Origin of the sequence: Streptomyces sp. NBC_00873 (genome assembly GCF_045207415.1) — a bacterium.
GTDB lineage: Bacteria > Actinomycetota > Actinomycetes > Streptomycetales > Streptomycetaceae > Streptomyces.
The window spans coordinates 5240374-5254678 of the sequence record NZ_CP108803.1; the positions used below are offsets into that span (position 1 = coordinate 5240374).

Below are 14305 nucleotides of genomic sequence, written 5' to 3' on the forward strand. Positions count from 1 at the left end.
ATGAGCAACACCAAGACCAACGCGGCCGAAGAGCGCGCGAACGAGCGCGAGCGTGAGAACCAGCGGGAGCTGGAGAACGCGGCGGAACTCGGCGCGGCCGGCTCGCAACTGTCCACCGCCCCGCGCGAAGAGGCCCTGGCCACGCTGCCCGCCATGGGCGTCATCGGCTGGGCGCGCTGGTTCTGGCGCCAGCTCACCTCGATGCGGGTCGCGCTGATCCTGCTCTTCCTGCTCTCGCTCGGGGCCATCCCCGGCTCGCTGATCCCGCAGAACAGCGTGGACGAGCTGAAGGTGCAGACCTTCAAGGAAGCCCACACCACCGTCACGCCGATCTACGAGAAGCTCCAGTTCTTCGACGTCTACAGCTCGGTGTGGTTCTCCGCGATCTACATCCTGCTGTTCATCTCCCTCATCGGGTGCATCGTGCCGCGCACCGGACAGTTCGTCGGTCAGCTGCGCAGCCGGCCGCCGGGCGCCCCCAAGCGGCTGACCCGGCTGCCCGTGTACACGACCTGGCGCACCGACGCCGAGCCCGAGCAGGTCCGCGAGGCCGCGCTCGCGATGATGCGCAAGCGGCGCTTCAGGGCGCACGTGGACGGTGATGCGGTCGCTGCGGAGAAGGGCTATCTGCGCGAGGCCGGGAACCTGATGTTCCATATCGCGCTGATCGTCATGCTGGTGGCCTTCGCCATCGGACAGCTCTTCAAGTCCGAGGGCGGCAAGCTGATCGTCCAGGGTGACGGTTTCTCCAACACGCTCACCCAGTACGACGACTTCAAGTCCGGTTCGCTGTACGACACCGACTCGCTCGCCCCGTTCAGCTTCACCCTCGACAAGTTCGTCGGCACGTACGAGCGCAACGGCCCGCAGATCGGCACGCCCCGCAAGTACGAGGCCCACGTCACGTACTCCGAGGGTGCGTACGGCAAGCCGAAGAAGGCCGTCATCAAGGTCAACGAGCCGTTGGTGGTCGACGGCTCCAAGGTCTATCTGATCGGGCACGGCTACGCCCCGGTCGTCTCCGTCAAGGACGGCAGCGGCAAGGAGGTCTACAAGGCCGCTGTGCCGCTGCTGCCGATCGACTCGAACGTCACCTCGACCGGTGCGATCAAGGTGATGGACGGCTACAAGGACGGGACCGGCAAGAGGGACCAGCTGGGCTTCCAGGCGTTCTTCGTGCCGACGTTCGCCGGCAAGGGCAAGGGGACGATGTTCTCGCAGTTCCCGGCCGCGGACTTCCCGGTGCTCGCGCTCAACGGGTACCACGGCAGCCTCGGCGTCGACTCCGGACTGCCGCAGAACGTGTACCAGCTGAACACCTCGAAGATGAAGGCGTTCAAGGACAGCAAGGGCGAGCAGCTGAAGCAGCGCCTGCTGCCCGGCGAGACGATGAAGCTGCCCGACGGCGCCGGATCGATCACCTTCGAAGGCGTCGAGCAGTGGGCCAGCTTCCAGATCTCGCAGCAGCCCGCCAGCGGCTGGGCACTCACCGGGGCCATCGGCGCGATCGCCGGTCTCGCGGGGTCGCTGTTCATCCAGCGGCGCCGGGTCTGGGTCCGGGCCGTACGGGGAGCGGACGGCGTCACCGTCGTGGAGATGGCGGGGCTGGGCCGCAGCGAGTCCGCGAAGCTGCCCGAGGAGCTGGCCGACCTCGCGGTCACGCTCAACGACCTGGCACCCACGGCGCCGGACGCGCCCGAAGCACCGGACGCGTCCGGTGAACCAGATGTGGCCGAAGAACCAGGCGTGGCCGCGGCGCCCACAGCGCCGGACGACGCATCCGCCGAAGCACTTTCCGAAGGGGCTGAGAAGTGAATCTCGCCGCCGCAACCAACGAGAATCTGGCACACACCAGCAATGTGCTGATCTATTCGTCGATGGCCGTCTACACCCTGGCCTTCTTCGCGCACATCGCGGAGTGGGTGTTCGGCAGCCGCAGCAAGGTCGGCCGCACCGCCGCCGCGCTGACCGGGGACGGGGCCGCCGCCTCCTCGGCAAGGATCCAGGTCCAGGTCGCGCAGAAGGGCGGCGCCACCGCCGTACTGGACCGGCCGAAGATCATCACGAGGTCCGCCGCCGGCTCGCGGGACGTCCCGGACGGCCCCGGTGCCGCCGGTGGCACGTTCAAGGGCGACCTGTACGGGCGGATCGCGGTCTCCCTGACCGTCGTCGCCTTCCTCGTCCAGGCCGGCGGTGTCATCGCCCGCGCGATGTCCGTGCAGCGTGCCCCCTGGGGCAACATGTACGAGTTCTCGATCACCTTCTCCACGGTGGCCGTCGCCGCGTACCTGATCCTGATGGCGCTGAAGAAGAACGTCCGCTGGATGGGCCTGCTGCTGGTCACCACCGTCCTGCTGGACCTCGGCATCGCGACCACCTTGCTGTACACCTCCAGCGACCAGCTGGTGCCCGCGCTGCACTCGTACTGGCTGTGGATCCACGTCTCCACCGCCATCATCTGCGGCGCCGTCTTCTACATCGGCGCTGTCGCCACGCTGCTCTACCTGTTCCGCGACACCTACGAGAGCAAGCTGGCGAACGGCACCGAGCCCGGCTCCTTCGCCCAGTCCGTGCTGTCCCGGCTGCCCGCCGCGGCGACCCTCGACAAGTTCTCGTACCGCATCAACGCCGCCGTCTTCCCGCTCTGGACGTTCACGATCATCGCCGGCGCGATCTGGGCGGGCGACGCCTGGGGCCGCTACTGGGGCTGGGACCCCAAGGAGGTCTGGTCCTTCATCACCTGGGTCGCGTACGCCTGCTACCTGCACGCCCGCGCCACCGCAGGCTGGAAGGGCCGCAAGGCGGCCTACCTGGCGCTGATCGCGTTCGGCTGCTGGCTCTTCAACTACTACGGCGTGAACATCTTCGTCACCGGCAAGCACTCCTACGCCGGCGTCTGACCGTTCCCGCGTACGGGTGCGGAACGCGCCCCACCGGGCCACGCTGGAACCATGACCGACGCACTCCCCGTGATCGAACGTGGTACCGCCGAGACCCATGGTGACCACCACCTCCTGCGGTTCGTGCTCCGGCTGCCCCACCCCGTCCCACGGGTGTGGGCAGCCGTTGCCAGTTCCGAGGGGCTGCGGGGCTGGCTCGCCGCCGCCGACCCGTTCGAGCCCCGCATCGGCGGGGCGATCACACTGCGCTGGCTCAATACCGACCCGGACGGGAAGGCCACGGTCGCCTCCGGCACCGTCACCGCCTGGGACGTCGAGCGCGTCGCCGAATACACCCTCGAAGGGGTGCACGGCCGGATCCGCTTCCACCTGGAGCCGCCACGCGGCGAACACGTGCTCCTGCGCTTCAGCAACGAGTTCCACGGCGACGACGAGCTGCGGCTGGACTGCCTGGCGGGCTGGCACAACCACTTCGAGTACCTGGTGGACGCCCTGGACGGGCACCCCGCCGACTGGTCACGGTGGACCCTGGCCCGATGGCGGGAGCTGCGCGAGAGCTACGGTGCGGAGGACGGCGGCAAGCAGTTCTGAGCCGGGGGCTTCCCCTCCGGCCAGGCGATCGCCACGAACCGCTGGGAGACGGTCGCCTGTCCGGAGGGGACCAGTTCCACCACCGGCACCGCCTTGTTGTACGGGTTGCCGTGGTTGTCCAGACAGATCCAGCCGCTGGCCCCCGACACCCGCAGCGACGCCTTCACCCGCGGCCACTGCTCACCCACGTCCGCCGGCTGCGGCAGCTCTTTGCTTTTCGGGGTGGCCTGCCGGATGGCGTGCACGGCCGTCGCCATCGCGTCGTGCGCGATGATCACCTGGCCGTCGGTCAGATCGGCGTAAGCGGTCGGGCCGATCGGACCCGCCTTCTTCTTCCCCACCACCTCCAGCAGATCCAGGAAGCTGCGGTAGTCCGCCGCGGAGCCGCCCGTCCGCACCGCCGCCCCGCCCTTCCCCGCCGCCCAGGCGTCCGGGTGCGCGAGCGACGCGTACCGCACCGTCACCTTGCGAAGCAGCGCACTCCGGTCGAGCTTCTTGTCGCCGCCGAGATACGAACCCTCGTCACCGGTGAGCACGGTGAACGCCCGGTTCTGGCAGCCGCGGTCCCCGAGCGCGTTGATGAACTGCCGCAGCTGGGTATGGCGCCCGGCGAAGAACACCGTCTCCGCGTTCGTGTCGCAGATCAGATGCGTGATCTGCTGGAACGTGTTGGCCGTGGTGCCCTCGTCGGTCGGGTCCTTCGGCGAGGTGAACAACTGCGGCTCGTACCGGGTGCCCCTCACCAGCGTGGCGAACGCCGCCCTCAGCGTGTCCGTGTAGTTGTCGCCGGTACGGGTGTCCTGCACCAGCAGCGCCCTGTCGGCCTCCACCTTGCCGAACTGGGCCAGCGCGCGTGCCTCGTCCCGGTTGGTGGGGGAGACCCGGGCAAGCCCCGGGAACGGGTCGCCCTTCGGGCCGTTCGCGATGTCGTCCGCGGTGATCGTGGTGCCGACGACCGCGATGTGCGCCGCGGTCAGCTCCTTGACCGCCGACTTCACCTCCGCACTGCTGGTGGCGACCCCCGAGACGGCCCGCAGCCGGTCCGGGGCGCCCGTCATCGTCTTCAGACGGTCCACCGCCGGGCGCCAGAGCAGGTTGTTCTTCCCGGTATTGGCGAGCACCAGACGGATCTTCGGCACCTGGTCGTTCGACAGACGATTGGCCCGGTACTGCGCGGCGAACGCGCCCTGCAGCTCATGCCGCATCTTCGTACCCATCGAGTCGTCCGTCGACGTCAGCGGCAGCAGCAGCGCGACCGTCACGTACTTGCCCGGCTCCAGCCCCGCGTTCTCCCGCCCGATCGCCGCCGCGACATCGGTCAGCTTCGCCCTCCCGAAGTCGTAACCGGAGCCGGAGACACCGATGCACTCGTCACTGCCCTGCGGGCGCTCCACACCCGGCACGCACTGCCGGTTCTCCGGGTCGGTCAGCCGGCTGATGACGTACCACCCCGACGTGATCACCAGCGCCCCGGTCACCACCGTCGTGACGATCTTCTGCCGGGCCGTGTACCAGACGCGATAACGCAACGGATTACGCATACGAGCCACCGTCCCCCTGGGTCCGTCCTGGTCCGTGCACAGGGGCCGGCGGCCCCGGCGGCATGGACAGCGGCCGCCACGCCCTGATGTCCTGCGGCCAGTGCGTCGCCGCGTCCCACAGCACGCTGTTGCCCGTCGGGTGTCTCCCGGACAGCTGCCGCAGCTCGAACGCCATCTTCTCGGTCACCTCGTCGTCCGGCAGCGCCAGCGGATCGGAGAGCAGCCACACCGCATGGAACAGCCGGCGAAGCTGCAACTGCAGCTGGGCCGCCCGCTCGTCGAGCCCGGCGAGCCCCGTCTCCTCGTCCGGCAGCGAGCCCGCCGCCTCCCGGCCCAGGGCGACCGCCCGCCGCGGATCGGGACCGCCGCCGCCCAGGGGGCGCGGATACGGCGCCGAGGCGATGAACCGCAGCGCATCCAGCCAGCGCACCACGTCCCCCAGCTCGAACTGCACCCGCAGATGCGTCACACACGCCCCCGCCCCGCCCAGCACCAGTTCCTGGTGCAGCCGGTGCGGGACGCTCGGGAAGCTGCCACCGGGCACGTACGCCCCGCGCAGCGACTCGTGCACCGCCCGCCACATCGCGTAATGCGGATGGTCGCCGTCCTGGAACCGCAGCCGGTGCAGCAGCAGCGAACGCAGCAGCGGATCGGCGACGAAATGGTCGGGACCGACCTGCCAGTCCTCCGCCCGCAGCAGATCCCGTACGAGCAACGCCACATCGCCGTCCATCGGGACGCCGCGCAGCCGGGTCCTGGCCAGCAGCCGCGCCGACTCCTCGCCGTGCGCGGCCGCCAGCACACTCAGTACGTCCGGACGCTGCCCCGGCAGCAGCTGCCGCAGCAGCTCGTCCGCCACCCGCACCGGCGGCCGGTCCTCGCGCAGCTCCACCGTGCAGTCGAACAGGGCCCCCGGCACCAGCGTCGCCGGTTCGCGCGCCTCGCCCGCCGCCTGCGCGAACAGCGCCACCCCCAGCGGCCGCCCGCCCGTCAGCCGGTGCACCCCGCGGGCCAGCCCGGCCGGGGTGCGGCCCGCCGGGTCGAACCGGTCGAAGGCGGCCTGCACATGCGAGGCGTTCAGCGGGGTGAGGCCCACCGCGAGGATCCCGGACGTCACCTCCGTGGACCGCACCCAGTGGCTGGCGTGCGCCACCTCCGGCAGCCGGCGCCGCACCGCATGGCTCAGCCCCTCGTGGTCCCGGACCCGGGAGGAGGCGAACACGGCAATGTGATCACGGCCCCCCGCGGCGCGCCGCCGCAGCACCGGCTCGAGCAGCTGCCGCCCCAGCACCGTGTGCGCATTGTCGAGCAGCAGCACCGGTCGCCCCCGGCGGGCGCCCCGCGCCCTACCCCGGTAGGCCCGGACCAGGTCCTCGACCAGCGCCAGCACCAGATGGTCCTCGGCGCGGCGACGCAGATCGCCGCCGCGCTCGAAGTCGACGGCCAGCTGCCGCAGCCCGATCCGGCCATTGCCGCCCGCCTGCGGATAGGTCCCGTACCAGTCGGCCGAACGCCGCTGGACGCGGCTGAACGTCTCCTCCAGCACCGTCTCCACGGTCGCCTCCGCCAGCAGCCCGGCCATCGGGACCACGGCGTCGAGCGTGGTGGCGGCCAGCTTCGTCAGCACCTTGGTGACCCAGCCGGTCCACGCGTCCCCCTTGGAGTGGACGGTGGCCAGCACCGGGCCGAGCGACTGGAGATCGCGCTGCGCCCGGGTCTCGTCCTCCCGGGTCCACGAGATGGAGGCGACCGCGACCAGACCGAGGCTCAGCCGCGGGAACTGCACCGAGGGCGCGGCCCGCACCCTGGCCGCGAACTGGGCGACGAGATCGGGCAGCGCACCGATGACGGGTGTCCAGGCGGGACCGGGATCCTCGGGCGGGGTGACGGCCTCGCAGTCGGCCAGGGCGACCGGGGTGATCTCCCGGTACATATGCCGTAACTGCTTGAGCACCGCGGTCTTGCCCATGCCGCGCCCGCCGGTCAGCACGACGACGGGTGGATCGTCGCGGTGCTCGTACGCGGCCCTGGCGGAGCCGTGGGGGGTGAGACCTGTCAGACGCGCCGCAAGTCCGTCGTTGCCGAAGATCGCCTCGCGTCCGTACAGTTCTCTGTCCACAGCACCCCCAGTGCCGACGCCTGCCCGAACTGCCACATCGTCAACATCAGGATATCGGTGGTGTGTTGGAGAGGGGTGAGGATTTTCGAACGCTATTCGGTACCGATGTCCTCGTTCCAGAGTGCGGGGTGGTCGCGGATGAACTCCCGCATCAGGGCAGTGCATTCGGGGTCGTCGAGCAGCACGACCTGGACGCCGTGCTCGGCCAGCCAGTCGTGGCCGCCGTGGAAGGTGGCGGCCTCGCCGATGACCAGCCGGGAGATGCCGAACTGGCGGACCAGGCCGCTGCAGTACCAGCAGGGGGAGAGCGTGGTGACCATGGTCGTACCGCGGTACGAACGCTGCCGGCCGGCCGCGCGGAAGGCGGCGGTCTCCGCGTGCATGGACGGATCTCCGTCCTGGACACGGCGGTTGTGGCCCCGGCCGAGGAGCGTGCCGTCCGCGGCGTAGAGGGCCGCGCCGATGGGGATGCCGCCCTCGGCGAGACCGGCGCGGGCCTCCGCGAGGGCGGTGGCGAGCATGGTCCTGTCGTTCATGCGCGTCCTCTCCTGATGGTCGGTGTTCCCGGACCGCTGCTCCATGCGCATGGTGCACGCTGCCCTCGAAGCGCCCAGCCCCGCAGGAGCGGACAGCGCGGCTGCCCCTGCTCGAACGGCCGGGGCAGCCGCTGTATCCGTGAGCCTTCGCGCTACGAGGCGGGCGGAGCGGACTCCTCGGGACCGGACCCGCTCTCCCGGCGCTTGAGCTCCTCCTCGCGGCGGCGCAGATCCGCCTCCCAGTCCTTGAGGAGCGACTCGTCCTTCTTGTTCTCTTCCTTCAGCGCCTTCAGGAAATCCGGATTGTCGTCCGGCGCCACCCACTCGTGGCGGTGACTGCGGTGCCATTCGGAGGGCGTGCGGCCTCCGGCGGGCACCTGGCGCAGCTTGCCGGCGGCCAGCCACACGATCGGGCCGACGATCCAGAAGAGCAGGATGATGAAGACCCAGGCGATCTTCGGCAGGTGCTTGGCCTCGTCCTCCGGGGTGTTCAGACAGTCGATGAACGCGTAGATCGTCAGCGCCAGAGGCAGGAGATAGATCAAGGCCCGGAACATGGTGGAAGGGTCCCCCCACGGAGAGATGGCGGGGCACTGTCCCGCCCCGGTGACGGGCCCAGGGTAGCCCGTGGCCGATACTGGATCGCATGGCTTACGACGATCTTCGTTCCCTCCTCCGGGCGCTGGAGCGCGAGGGCGAGCTCAAGCGCATCAAGGCCGAGGTCGACCCCTACCTGGAGGTCGGCGAGATCGTCGACCGGGTGAACAAGGCGGGCGGGCCCGCGCTGCTCTTCGAGAACGTCAAGGGCTCGTCGATGCCCCTGGCCATGAATGTCTTCGGGACCGACCGGCGGCTGCTGAAGGCGCTCGGGCTGAAGTCGTACGCCGATATCAGCGACAAGATCGGCGGCCTGCTGAAGCCGGAGCTTCCGCACGGCTTCGTCGGAGTGCGCGAGGCGTTCGGCAAGCTCGGCTCGATGGTGCACGTGCCGCCGAAGAAGGTGAAGTCGGAGAGCGCCCCCGTGCAGGAGGTCGTCCTCACCGGCGACGACGTGGACCTGGACCGGCTGCCCGCACTCTTCACCTGGCCCGAGGACGGCGGCTCCTTCTTCAACCTGGGGCTCACCCACACCAAGCACCCGGAGACCGGCGTACGGAACCTGGGGCTCTACCGGCTCCAGCGCCACGACCGGCGCACCATCGGGATGCACTGGCAGATCCACAAGGACAGCCGCAACCACTACCAGGTCGCCGCCAAGCGCGGGGAGCGGCTGCCCGTCGCGATCGCGTTCGGGGCGCCGCCCGCGGTGACGTACGCGTCCACCGCCCCGCTGCCCGGGGACATCGACGAGTATCTGTTCGCCGGGTTCATCCAGGGCAAGCGGATCGAGATGGTCGACTGCAAGACCGTGCCGCTGCAGGTCCCGGCGCAGGCGGAGGTCGTCATCGAGGGGTGGCTGGAGCCCGGGAAGATGCTTCCCGAGGGGCCGTTCGGCGACCACACCGGGTTCTACACACCGCAGGAGCCGTTCCCCGCGCTGACCATCGACTGCGTGACCATGCGGAATCGTCCGCTGCTCCAGTCGATCGTGGTGGGCCGGCCGCCGACCGAGGACGGGCCGCTGGGTCGGGCCACCGAGCGGTTCTTCCTGCCCCTGCTCAAGATCATCGTGCCGGACATCGTGGACTACCACCTGCCGGAGGCGGGCGGCTTCCACAACTGTGCGATCGTCTCGATCGACAAGAAGTACCCGAAGCACGCCCAGAAGGTGATGAGTGCCATCTGGGGCGCTCACATGATGTCGCTGACCAAACTGATCGTCGTCGTGGACTCCGACTGCGACGTCCACGATCTGCACGAGGTCGCCTGGCGGGCGCTCGGCAACACCGACTACGCCCGGGACCTCACCGTCACCGAAGGCCCGGTCGATCATCTCGACCACGCCTCCTACCAGCAGTTCTGGGGCGGCAAGGCGGGCATCGACGCGACGAAGAAGTGGCCCGAGGAGGGCTACACCCGGGACGGGGGCTGGCCGGACATGGTCGAGTCCGACCCGGAGACGGCGGCGAAGGTCGACCGCCGGTGGAAGGAGTACGGGCTGTGAGTGCGGCCGAAGCGACGCTGGGCCCCGGGCCCGCGCAACCGACCGGCAGGGTCAAGGCGTTCTTGCGGCTCGTGATGATCGAGCACTCGGTCTTCGCGCTGCCCTTCGCCTACATCGCCTCGCTGACCGCGATGTTCGACCTCGACGAGAGCATCCACTGGGCGCGCCTGCTGCTCGTCACCATCGCGATGGTCGGGCTGCGCACGTTCGCCATGGCCGCGAACCGGATCATCGACCGCGAGATCGACGCCCGTAATCCGCGTACCGCCGGCCGTGAGCTGGTCACCGGTGCCGTCTCCGTGAAGTCGGCGTGGACGGGCGCGCTCGTCGCGGTCGTCGTCTTCCTCGGCGCCGCCGCGCTGCTGAACCCGCTGTGTCTGGCGCTCGCGCCGATCGCCGTCGTGCCGATGGTCGTCTATCCGTACGGCAAGCGGTTCACCCACTACCCGCACGCCATCCTCGGCATCGCGCAGGCCATAGGGCCCGTCGGTGCCTGGCTGGCGGTCACCGGCAGCTGGTCGTGGGACGCGGTGATACTCGGTCTCGCGGTCGGCGTCTGGATCGGCGGCTTCGACCTGATCTTCGCCTGCCAGGACGTCCAGGCGGACCGCGCGCACGGTGTGTTCTCGGTCCCGGCCCGCTTCGGGATCCCGGCCGCGCTGTGGGGGGCGCGGGTCTGCCATGCGGTGACGACCGGGCTGCTGGTCTGGTTCGGTCTGGCGACGGGTGCGGAGCTGTTCTACTGGATCGGGATGGTGATCGTCGCCGTGGCGTTCGTGTACGAGCACCGCGTGGTGCGGCCGCACGATCTGTCCCGGCTGAACCGGGCGTTCTTCTCCGTCAACGGATTCATCGGGATCGCGCTGTTCGCATGTGCCCTGCTGGACCTGCTGGTGCGCGGCCTCACACCGTAGAGGCGGGGGTACGGGGCGGGCGGTACGGCGCGGGCGGCGGAACGCGAACGTCGCGCCCACCCCTCCGGCTGTCGGAGCGCGCGGAGCCCCTCGCTCGGTTCCGCAACTCCTGTGCCGGATAGGCTCGGGGGTGTGAAATCCGGGACTTCAGTGAGTCAGCAGCAGCGTCAGCCTTGGATTGTCGGGGTTTCGGGCGCTTCAGGTACACCATTCGCCGCCGCCGTGCTGCGTGGTCTGCTGGCCGCGGGCGAGAGCGTCGACCTGGTGGTGAGCCGGGCCTCGCGGCTGACGCTGCTGGACGAGACCGGGATCGCCTTCCGCGACGCACGCTGGCAGGAGGACCTGCGGAGCTGGCTGGCGCTCGGCGCGGACGGGAAGCCGCACACCTTCGAGGTGGGCGATGCGGAGCTCGACGCCGTACAGCACTGGGCGGCCGGCGATCTCGCGGCCGGGCCGTCCTCGGGGTCGTACCCGACGAAGGGGATGCTGATCGTTCCCGCCTCGACGGCCTGTGTGGCCGGAGTGGCGCTCGGGCTCTCGAAGGATCTGCTCCAGCGGGCCGCGAGCGTGACGCTCAAGGAGCGGCGGAAGCTGGTCGTCGCGGTGCGCGAGACTCCGCTGAACGGTCAGACGTTGAAGCATCTGGTGACCCTGGACGAGGCGGGCGCCGTGGTGCTGCCCGCCTCTCCGGCGTTCTATGCGGGCGCGACGCACATCCAGGATCTGGTGGACTTCGTCGCGGGGCGGGTGCTGGACGCGGCAGGGGTGCCGCACCAGCTGTACCGCCGGTGGGAGGGGAAGCTCGGTGGCTCCCGTGACTGAGGCCGGGTTCGCCCCGGCGGGACTCAGCGCTTCTTCGGGGCGCGCGGGGTGCGGGTCTTGTCGATCCGGTGCGCGGCGGCGGGCTGGTGGGCACGCGAGCGGTTGGCCAGGTCCTGCAGCTCGCGCATCCGGGCGTAGGCCATCTCGATCGTGTACACGGTGTTTTCACTCCTGAGGATTCGAAAGCACTTCTTGGAATATCTGAAAGATTTACAGGGCGTGGGCTCTGTATGCCTTAGATTCTACACGTAGACTCGCGGTACTGCTGAACAATGGAAGGTTTCAGTCATATGGACGCGGTGGACAGGCAGCTCATCCAGGCACTGAGGGAGAACGGCAGGGCCTCGTACGCCGAGCTGGGACGGCTCGTCGGGCTCTCCGGGCCCAGCGTCACCGACCGCATCAACCGGCTGGAAACCGCCGGTGTCATCACCGGTTACCGCGCCACTGTCGACGCCGCCTCGCTCGGGCTCGGGGTGACGGCCCTGGTCGGCATCTCGCTCTCCGACGCCGCCGACCACGAGGACGTCGCGCGCCGGCTCAAGGACCTCGCCGAGATCGAGGACTGCTGGTTCATCGCGGGCGACGACTCGTTCATGCTCAAGGTGCGGGTCGGTGACGTCGACGGCCTGGAGAAGACCATCCGCCGGCTCAGCGGCACGAAGGGCGTCTCCCGGACCCGTACGACGATCGTGCTCTCCACCAAGTGGGAGAACCGGGTCGGGGAACTCCCCGAGGAGTCGTAGGCGTAACGTGGTGGAGCCCCCGGGGGACCGGGGGTTTCTGCCGGTGCCACGGCGGAATCCGGTGGAACGCACAGCACGTCAGAGACATCTGGGAGGCAGCCGCATGGACGTTGGGCTCAAGCGCGAGCTGGAGGAGAAGGTCCGCGCAGGGGAGCGGCTGACCCGCGAGGACGGCATTGCCCTCTACGAGTCGGACGATCTGGCCTGGCTCGGCGGCCTCGCCCACGAGGTGCGCACGCGCAAGAACGGTGACGTCGTGCACTTCAACGTCAACCGGCACCTCAACATGACGAACGTGTGCACCGCGTCGTGCGCGTACTGCTCGTTCCAGCGCAAGCCGGGCGAGAAGGACGCGTACACGATGCGCATCGAGGAGGCCGTCCGCCTCGCGAAGGCGATGGAGGGCGAGAACCTCACCGAGCTGCACATCGTCAACGGGCTGCACCCCACCCTCCCGTGGCGCTACTACCCGCGCTCCCTCGGCGCGCTGAAGGAAGCCCTGCCGCAGGTCTCCCTCAAGGCGTTCACCGCCACCGAGATCCACCACTTCGAGACCATCTCCGGGCTCTCCGCCTCCGAGATCCTCGACGAGCTGATCGAGGCCGGTCTGGAGTCGCTGACCGGTGGCGGTGCGGAGATCTTCGACTGGGAGGTCCGCCAGCACATCGTGGACCACAACACCCACTGGGAAGACTGGTCGCGCATCCACCGCCTCGCGCACGAGAAGGGTCTGAAGACTCCGGCGACGATGCTGTACGGGCACATCGAGGAGCCGCGTCACCGCGTCGACCATGTGCTGCGACTGCGCGAGCTGCAGGACGAGACCGGTGGCTTCCAGGTCTTCATCCCGCTTCGCTACCAGCACGACTTCGTGGACATGAAGGACGGCAAGGTCCGCAACAAGCTCCAGGCGCGGACGACGATGGCGACCGGCGCCGAGGCGCTGAAGACCTTCGCGGTCTCGCGCCTGCTCTTCGACAACGTCCCGCACGTCAAGGTCTTCTGGGTGATGCACGGCGTGCAGACCGCCCAGCTCGCGCTGCAGCACGGCGCGGACGACATGGACGGCTCGGTCGTCGAGTACAAGATCACGCACGACGCGGACAACTACGGCACGCCGAACAAGCTCGGCCGTGACGACCTGCTGGACCTGATCCGGGACGCGGGCTTCCGCCCCGTCGAGCGCAACACCCGGTACGAGATCATCCGCGAGTACCCGGGGCCGGACGCGGACCGTCGCGAGGCGCCGCAGCCGATGCGCGTCTGACGTCCGGCACGTCCCTGCGTACCGCTCCGTACGAAAGCCCCGGCCGCCGTCCCCGGCCGGGGCTGGGCGGGTGCCGGATGCGATCCGGGTCGCCGACGGGGACGACCGCGACGACATCATCATGCTGCTCCCGCTGGACCGACCGCAGGGGTCTTCTGGCTGGTCCTGCCCGCCGAAGCGATCGATTTCGGGGCATGCTTCACTGGTCGGGCAGGTTTGTCGTACGTAGAGAGAAGGCCAGCCGTGTCCGCTGCCAAGCCGAGCGCAACGATCCGGTACACCCTGATGCGCCTCAGCATCTTCGTCGGCTGCCTCGCCGTCGTCGCCGTGGCTGTCACCTACGGTCTGCTGCCCTCCGGACTCGGCGGGTCCAACGTCATGTGGGTCATCTTGCTGGCCCTGATTCTCTCCGCGCCCCTCAGCTACGTCCTGCTGCGCAAGCAGCGCGACGAGATGTCCGCGCAGATCGCCCCGAAGATCGACCGCGCCAAGGCGCGGCTGGCGGCGAACCAGGGCCAGGAGGACTGACGGCGCCGCGTAGCGAGGCGCGTCGAGTCCGCGAGGGCCGAGTGACGGTCGGGTAAGGGATACGTAAGGTTCCTCACACCCGCAGAGATTCTCGTTGAAACCCCAGTACCGAGCTTCCCGCTCAGGTACTGGGGTTTTGTCGTACCCCGGACCGGGCGGGTCGAGGTTTCCCCAAAGAAGACCTTTGAGGTTCTCAAAGTTCAAGTGTTAACGTGTTCGGCATGAAGACATCTGTGC

The 14305-nt window shown here is 69.3% G+C and carries 14 protein-coding genes and 1 pseudogene; 10 read left to right on the forward strand and 5 right to left on the reverse strand.

The window, feature by feature from the left end; translation table 11 throughout:
* Genes OH809_RS24195 through OH809_RS24205 form a run of 3 tightly spaced genes read left to right on the forward strand, consistent with a single transcriptional unit; the run spans position 1 to position 3491 of the window.
* Positions 1-1815, forward strand: a complete 1815-nt coding sequence (locus OH809_RS24195; protein WP_406420430.1) for a cytochrome c biogenesis protein ResB — start codon at positions 1-3, stop codon at positions 1813-1815.
* Complete coding sequence (ccsB, locus tag OH809_RS24200) at positions 1812-2900, forward strand: c-type cytochrome biogenesis protein CcsB (protein ID WP_406420429.1); 1089 nt, start codon at positions 1812-1814, stop codon at positions 2898-2900. The genes OH809_RS24195 and ccsB overlap by 4 nt, the downstream gene beginning before the upstream one ends.
* Positions 2901-2951: 51 nt before the next feature.
* On the forward strand, positions 2952-3491 hold the full coding sequence (locus OH809_RS24205) for an SRPBCC domain-containing protein (protein WP_406420428.1): 540 nt from the start codon (positions 2952-2954) through the stop codon (positions 3489-3491).
* Here OH809_RS24205 and OH809_RS24210 read toward each other — a convergent pair.
* The 4 genes from OH809_RS24210 to OH809_RS24225 form a co-directional block, all read right to left on the reverse strand.
* Positions 3458-5032, reverse strand: coding sequence for a hypothetical protein (locus tag OH809_RS24210; RefSeq protein ID WP_406420427.1), 1575 nt, complete (start codon positions 5030-5032; stop codon positions 3458-3460). The two genes, OH809_RS24205 and OH809_RS24210, sit on opposite strands and share 34 nt — an antisense overlap.
* Positions 5025-7151 (reverse strand): hypothetical protein, encoded by a 2127-nt coding sequence (locus OH809_RS24215; protein WP_406420426.1) that lies wholly within the window; start codon positions 7149-7151, stop codon positions 5025-5027. Before OH809_RS24215 ends, OH809_RS24210 begins: the two co-directional genes overlap by 8 nt.
* A 92-nt stretch (positions 7152-7243) precedes the next feature.
* Positions 7244-7687, reverse strand: a complete 444-nt coding sequence (locus tag OH809_RS24220; RefSeq protein WP_406420425.1) for a nucleoside deaminase — start codon at positions 7685-7687, stop codon at positions 7244-7246.
* A 152-nt stretch (positions 7688-7839) separates the two neighbouring features.
* The gene (locus OH809_RS24225; RefSeq protein ID WP_406420424.1) at positions 7840-8244 is read right to left on the reverse strand and encodes a PLD nuclease N-terminal domain-containing protein; all 405 of its coding nucleotides are present in this window, start codon (positions 8242-8244) and stop codon (positions 7840-7842) included.
* 89 nt (positions 8245-8333) lie between these two features.
* Between OH809_RS24225 and OH809_RS24230 the strand changes: the two genes are divergently transcribed.
* The 3 genes from OH809_RS24230 (at position 8334) to OH809_RS24240 (ending at position 11527) form a co-directional block, all read left to right on the forward strand.
* Entirely contained in the window at positions 8334-9791 is a 1458-nt protein-coding gene (locus tag OH809_RS24230; protein ID WP_406420423.1) for a menaquinone biosynthesis decarboxylase, read from the forward strand.
* Positions 9788-10705 (forward strand): menaquinone biosynthesis prenyltransferase MqnP, encoded by a 918-nt coding sequence (gene mqnP, locus OH809_RS24235; RefSeq protein WP_406420422.1) that lies wholly within the window; start codon positions 9788-9790, stop codon positions 10703-10705. The genes OH809_RS24230 and mqnP overlap by 4 nt, the downstream gene beginning before the upstream one ends.
* A 150-nt stretch (positions 10706-10855) precedes the next feature.
* Positions 10856-11527 carry a UbiX family flavin prenyltransferase gene (locus OH809_RS24240; RefSeq protein WP_406425017.1) on the forward strand — a complete coding sequence of 224 codons (672 nt, stop codon included), beginning with the start codon at positions 10856-10858 and terminating at the stop codon, positions 11525-11527.
* 23 nt (positions 11528-11550) lie between these two features.
* Here the strand turns inward: OH809_RS24240 and OH809_RS24245 are convergent, their stop codons facing one another.
* On the reverse strand, positions 11551-11685 hold the full coding sequence (locus OH809_RS24245; protein WP_266984549.1) for a hypothetical protein: 135 nt from the start codon (positions 11683-11685) through the stop codon (positions 11551-11553).
* A 132-nt stretch (positions 11686-11817) separates the two neighbouring features.
* Between OH809_RS24245 and OH809_RS24250 the strand changes: the two genes are divergently transcribed.
* The 4 genes and pseudogenes from OH809_RS24250 (at position 11818) to OH809_RS24265 (ending at position 14068) form a co-directional block, all read left to right on the forward strand.
* Entirely contained in the window at positions 11818-12273 is a 456-nt protein-coding gene (locus OH809_RS24250) for an Lrp/AsnC family transcriptional regulator (RefSeq protein ID WP_406420421.1), read from the forward strand.
* A gap of 103 nt (positions 12274-12376) precedes the next feature.
* A complete protein-coding gene (gene mqnE / locus OH809_RS24255; protein WP_406420420.1) occupies positions 12377-13540 on the forward strand; it encodes an aminofutalosine synthase MqnE in 1164 nt (387 codons plus the stop codon).
* A gap of 64 nt (positions 13541-13604) precedes the next feature.
* Positions 13605-13676 (forward strand): annotated as a pseudogene (locus OH809_RS24260) (GNAT family N-acetyltransferase); the annotation flags it as partial.
* 107 nt (positions 13677-13783) lie between these two features.
* Positions 13784-14068, forward strand: coding sequence for a DUF4229 domain-containing protein (locus OH809_RS24265; protein WP_406420419.1), 285 nt, complete (start codon positions 13784-13786; stop codon positions 14066-14068).
* Positions 14069-14305 lie beyond the last annotated feature (237 nt).

What these genes read in the sequence shown, in the direction of transcription:
- OH809_RS24195 (WP_406420430.1), top strand. Translation starts at nt 1, where the DNA reads ATGAGCAACACCAAGACCAACGCGGCCGAAGAGCGCGCGAACGAGCGC.
- OH809_RS24205 (WP_406420428.1), top strand. Translation starts at nt 2,952, where the DNA reads ATGACCGACGCACTCCCCGTGATCGAACGTGGTACCGCCGAGACCCAT.
- OH809_RS24210 (WP_406420427.1), bottom strand. Translation starts at nt 5,032, where the DNA reads ATGCGTAATCCGTTGCGTTATCGCGTCTGGTACACGGCCCGGCAGAAG.
- OH809_RS24220 (WP_406420425.1), bottom strand. Translation starts at nt 7,687, where the DNA reads ATGAACGACAGGACCATGCTCGCCACCGCCCTCGCGGAGGCCCGCGCC.
- OH809_RS24225 (WP_406420424.1), bottom strand. Translation starts at nt 8,244, where the DNA reads ATGTTCCGGGCCTTGATCTATCTCCTGCCTCTGGCGCTGACGATCTAC.
- OH809_RS24230 (WP_406420423.1), top strand. Translation starts at nt 8,334, where the DNA reads ATGGCTTACGACGATCTTCGTTCCCTCCTCCGGGCGCTGGAGCGCGAG.
- OH809_RS24250 (WP_406420421.1), top strand. Translation starts at nt 11,818, where the DNA reads ATGGACGCGGTGGACAGGCAGCTCATCCAGGCACTGAGGGAGAACGGC.
- mqnE (WP_406420420.1), top strand. Translation starts at nt 12,377, where the DNA reads ATGGACGTTGGGCTCAAGCGCGAGCTGGAGGAGAAGGTCCGCGCAGGG.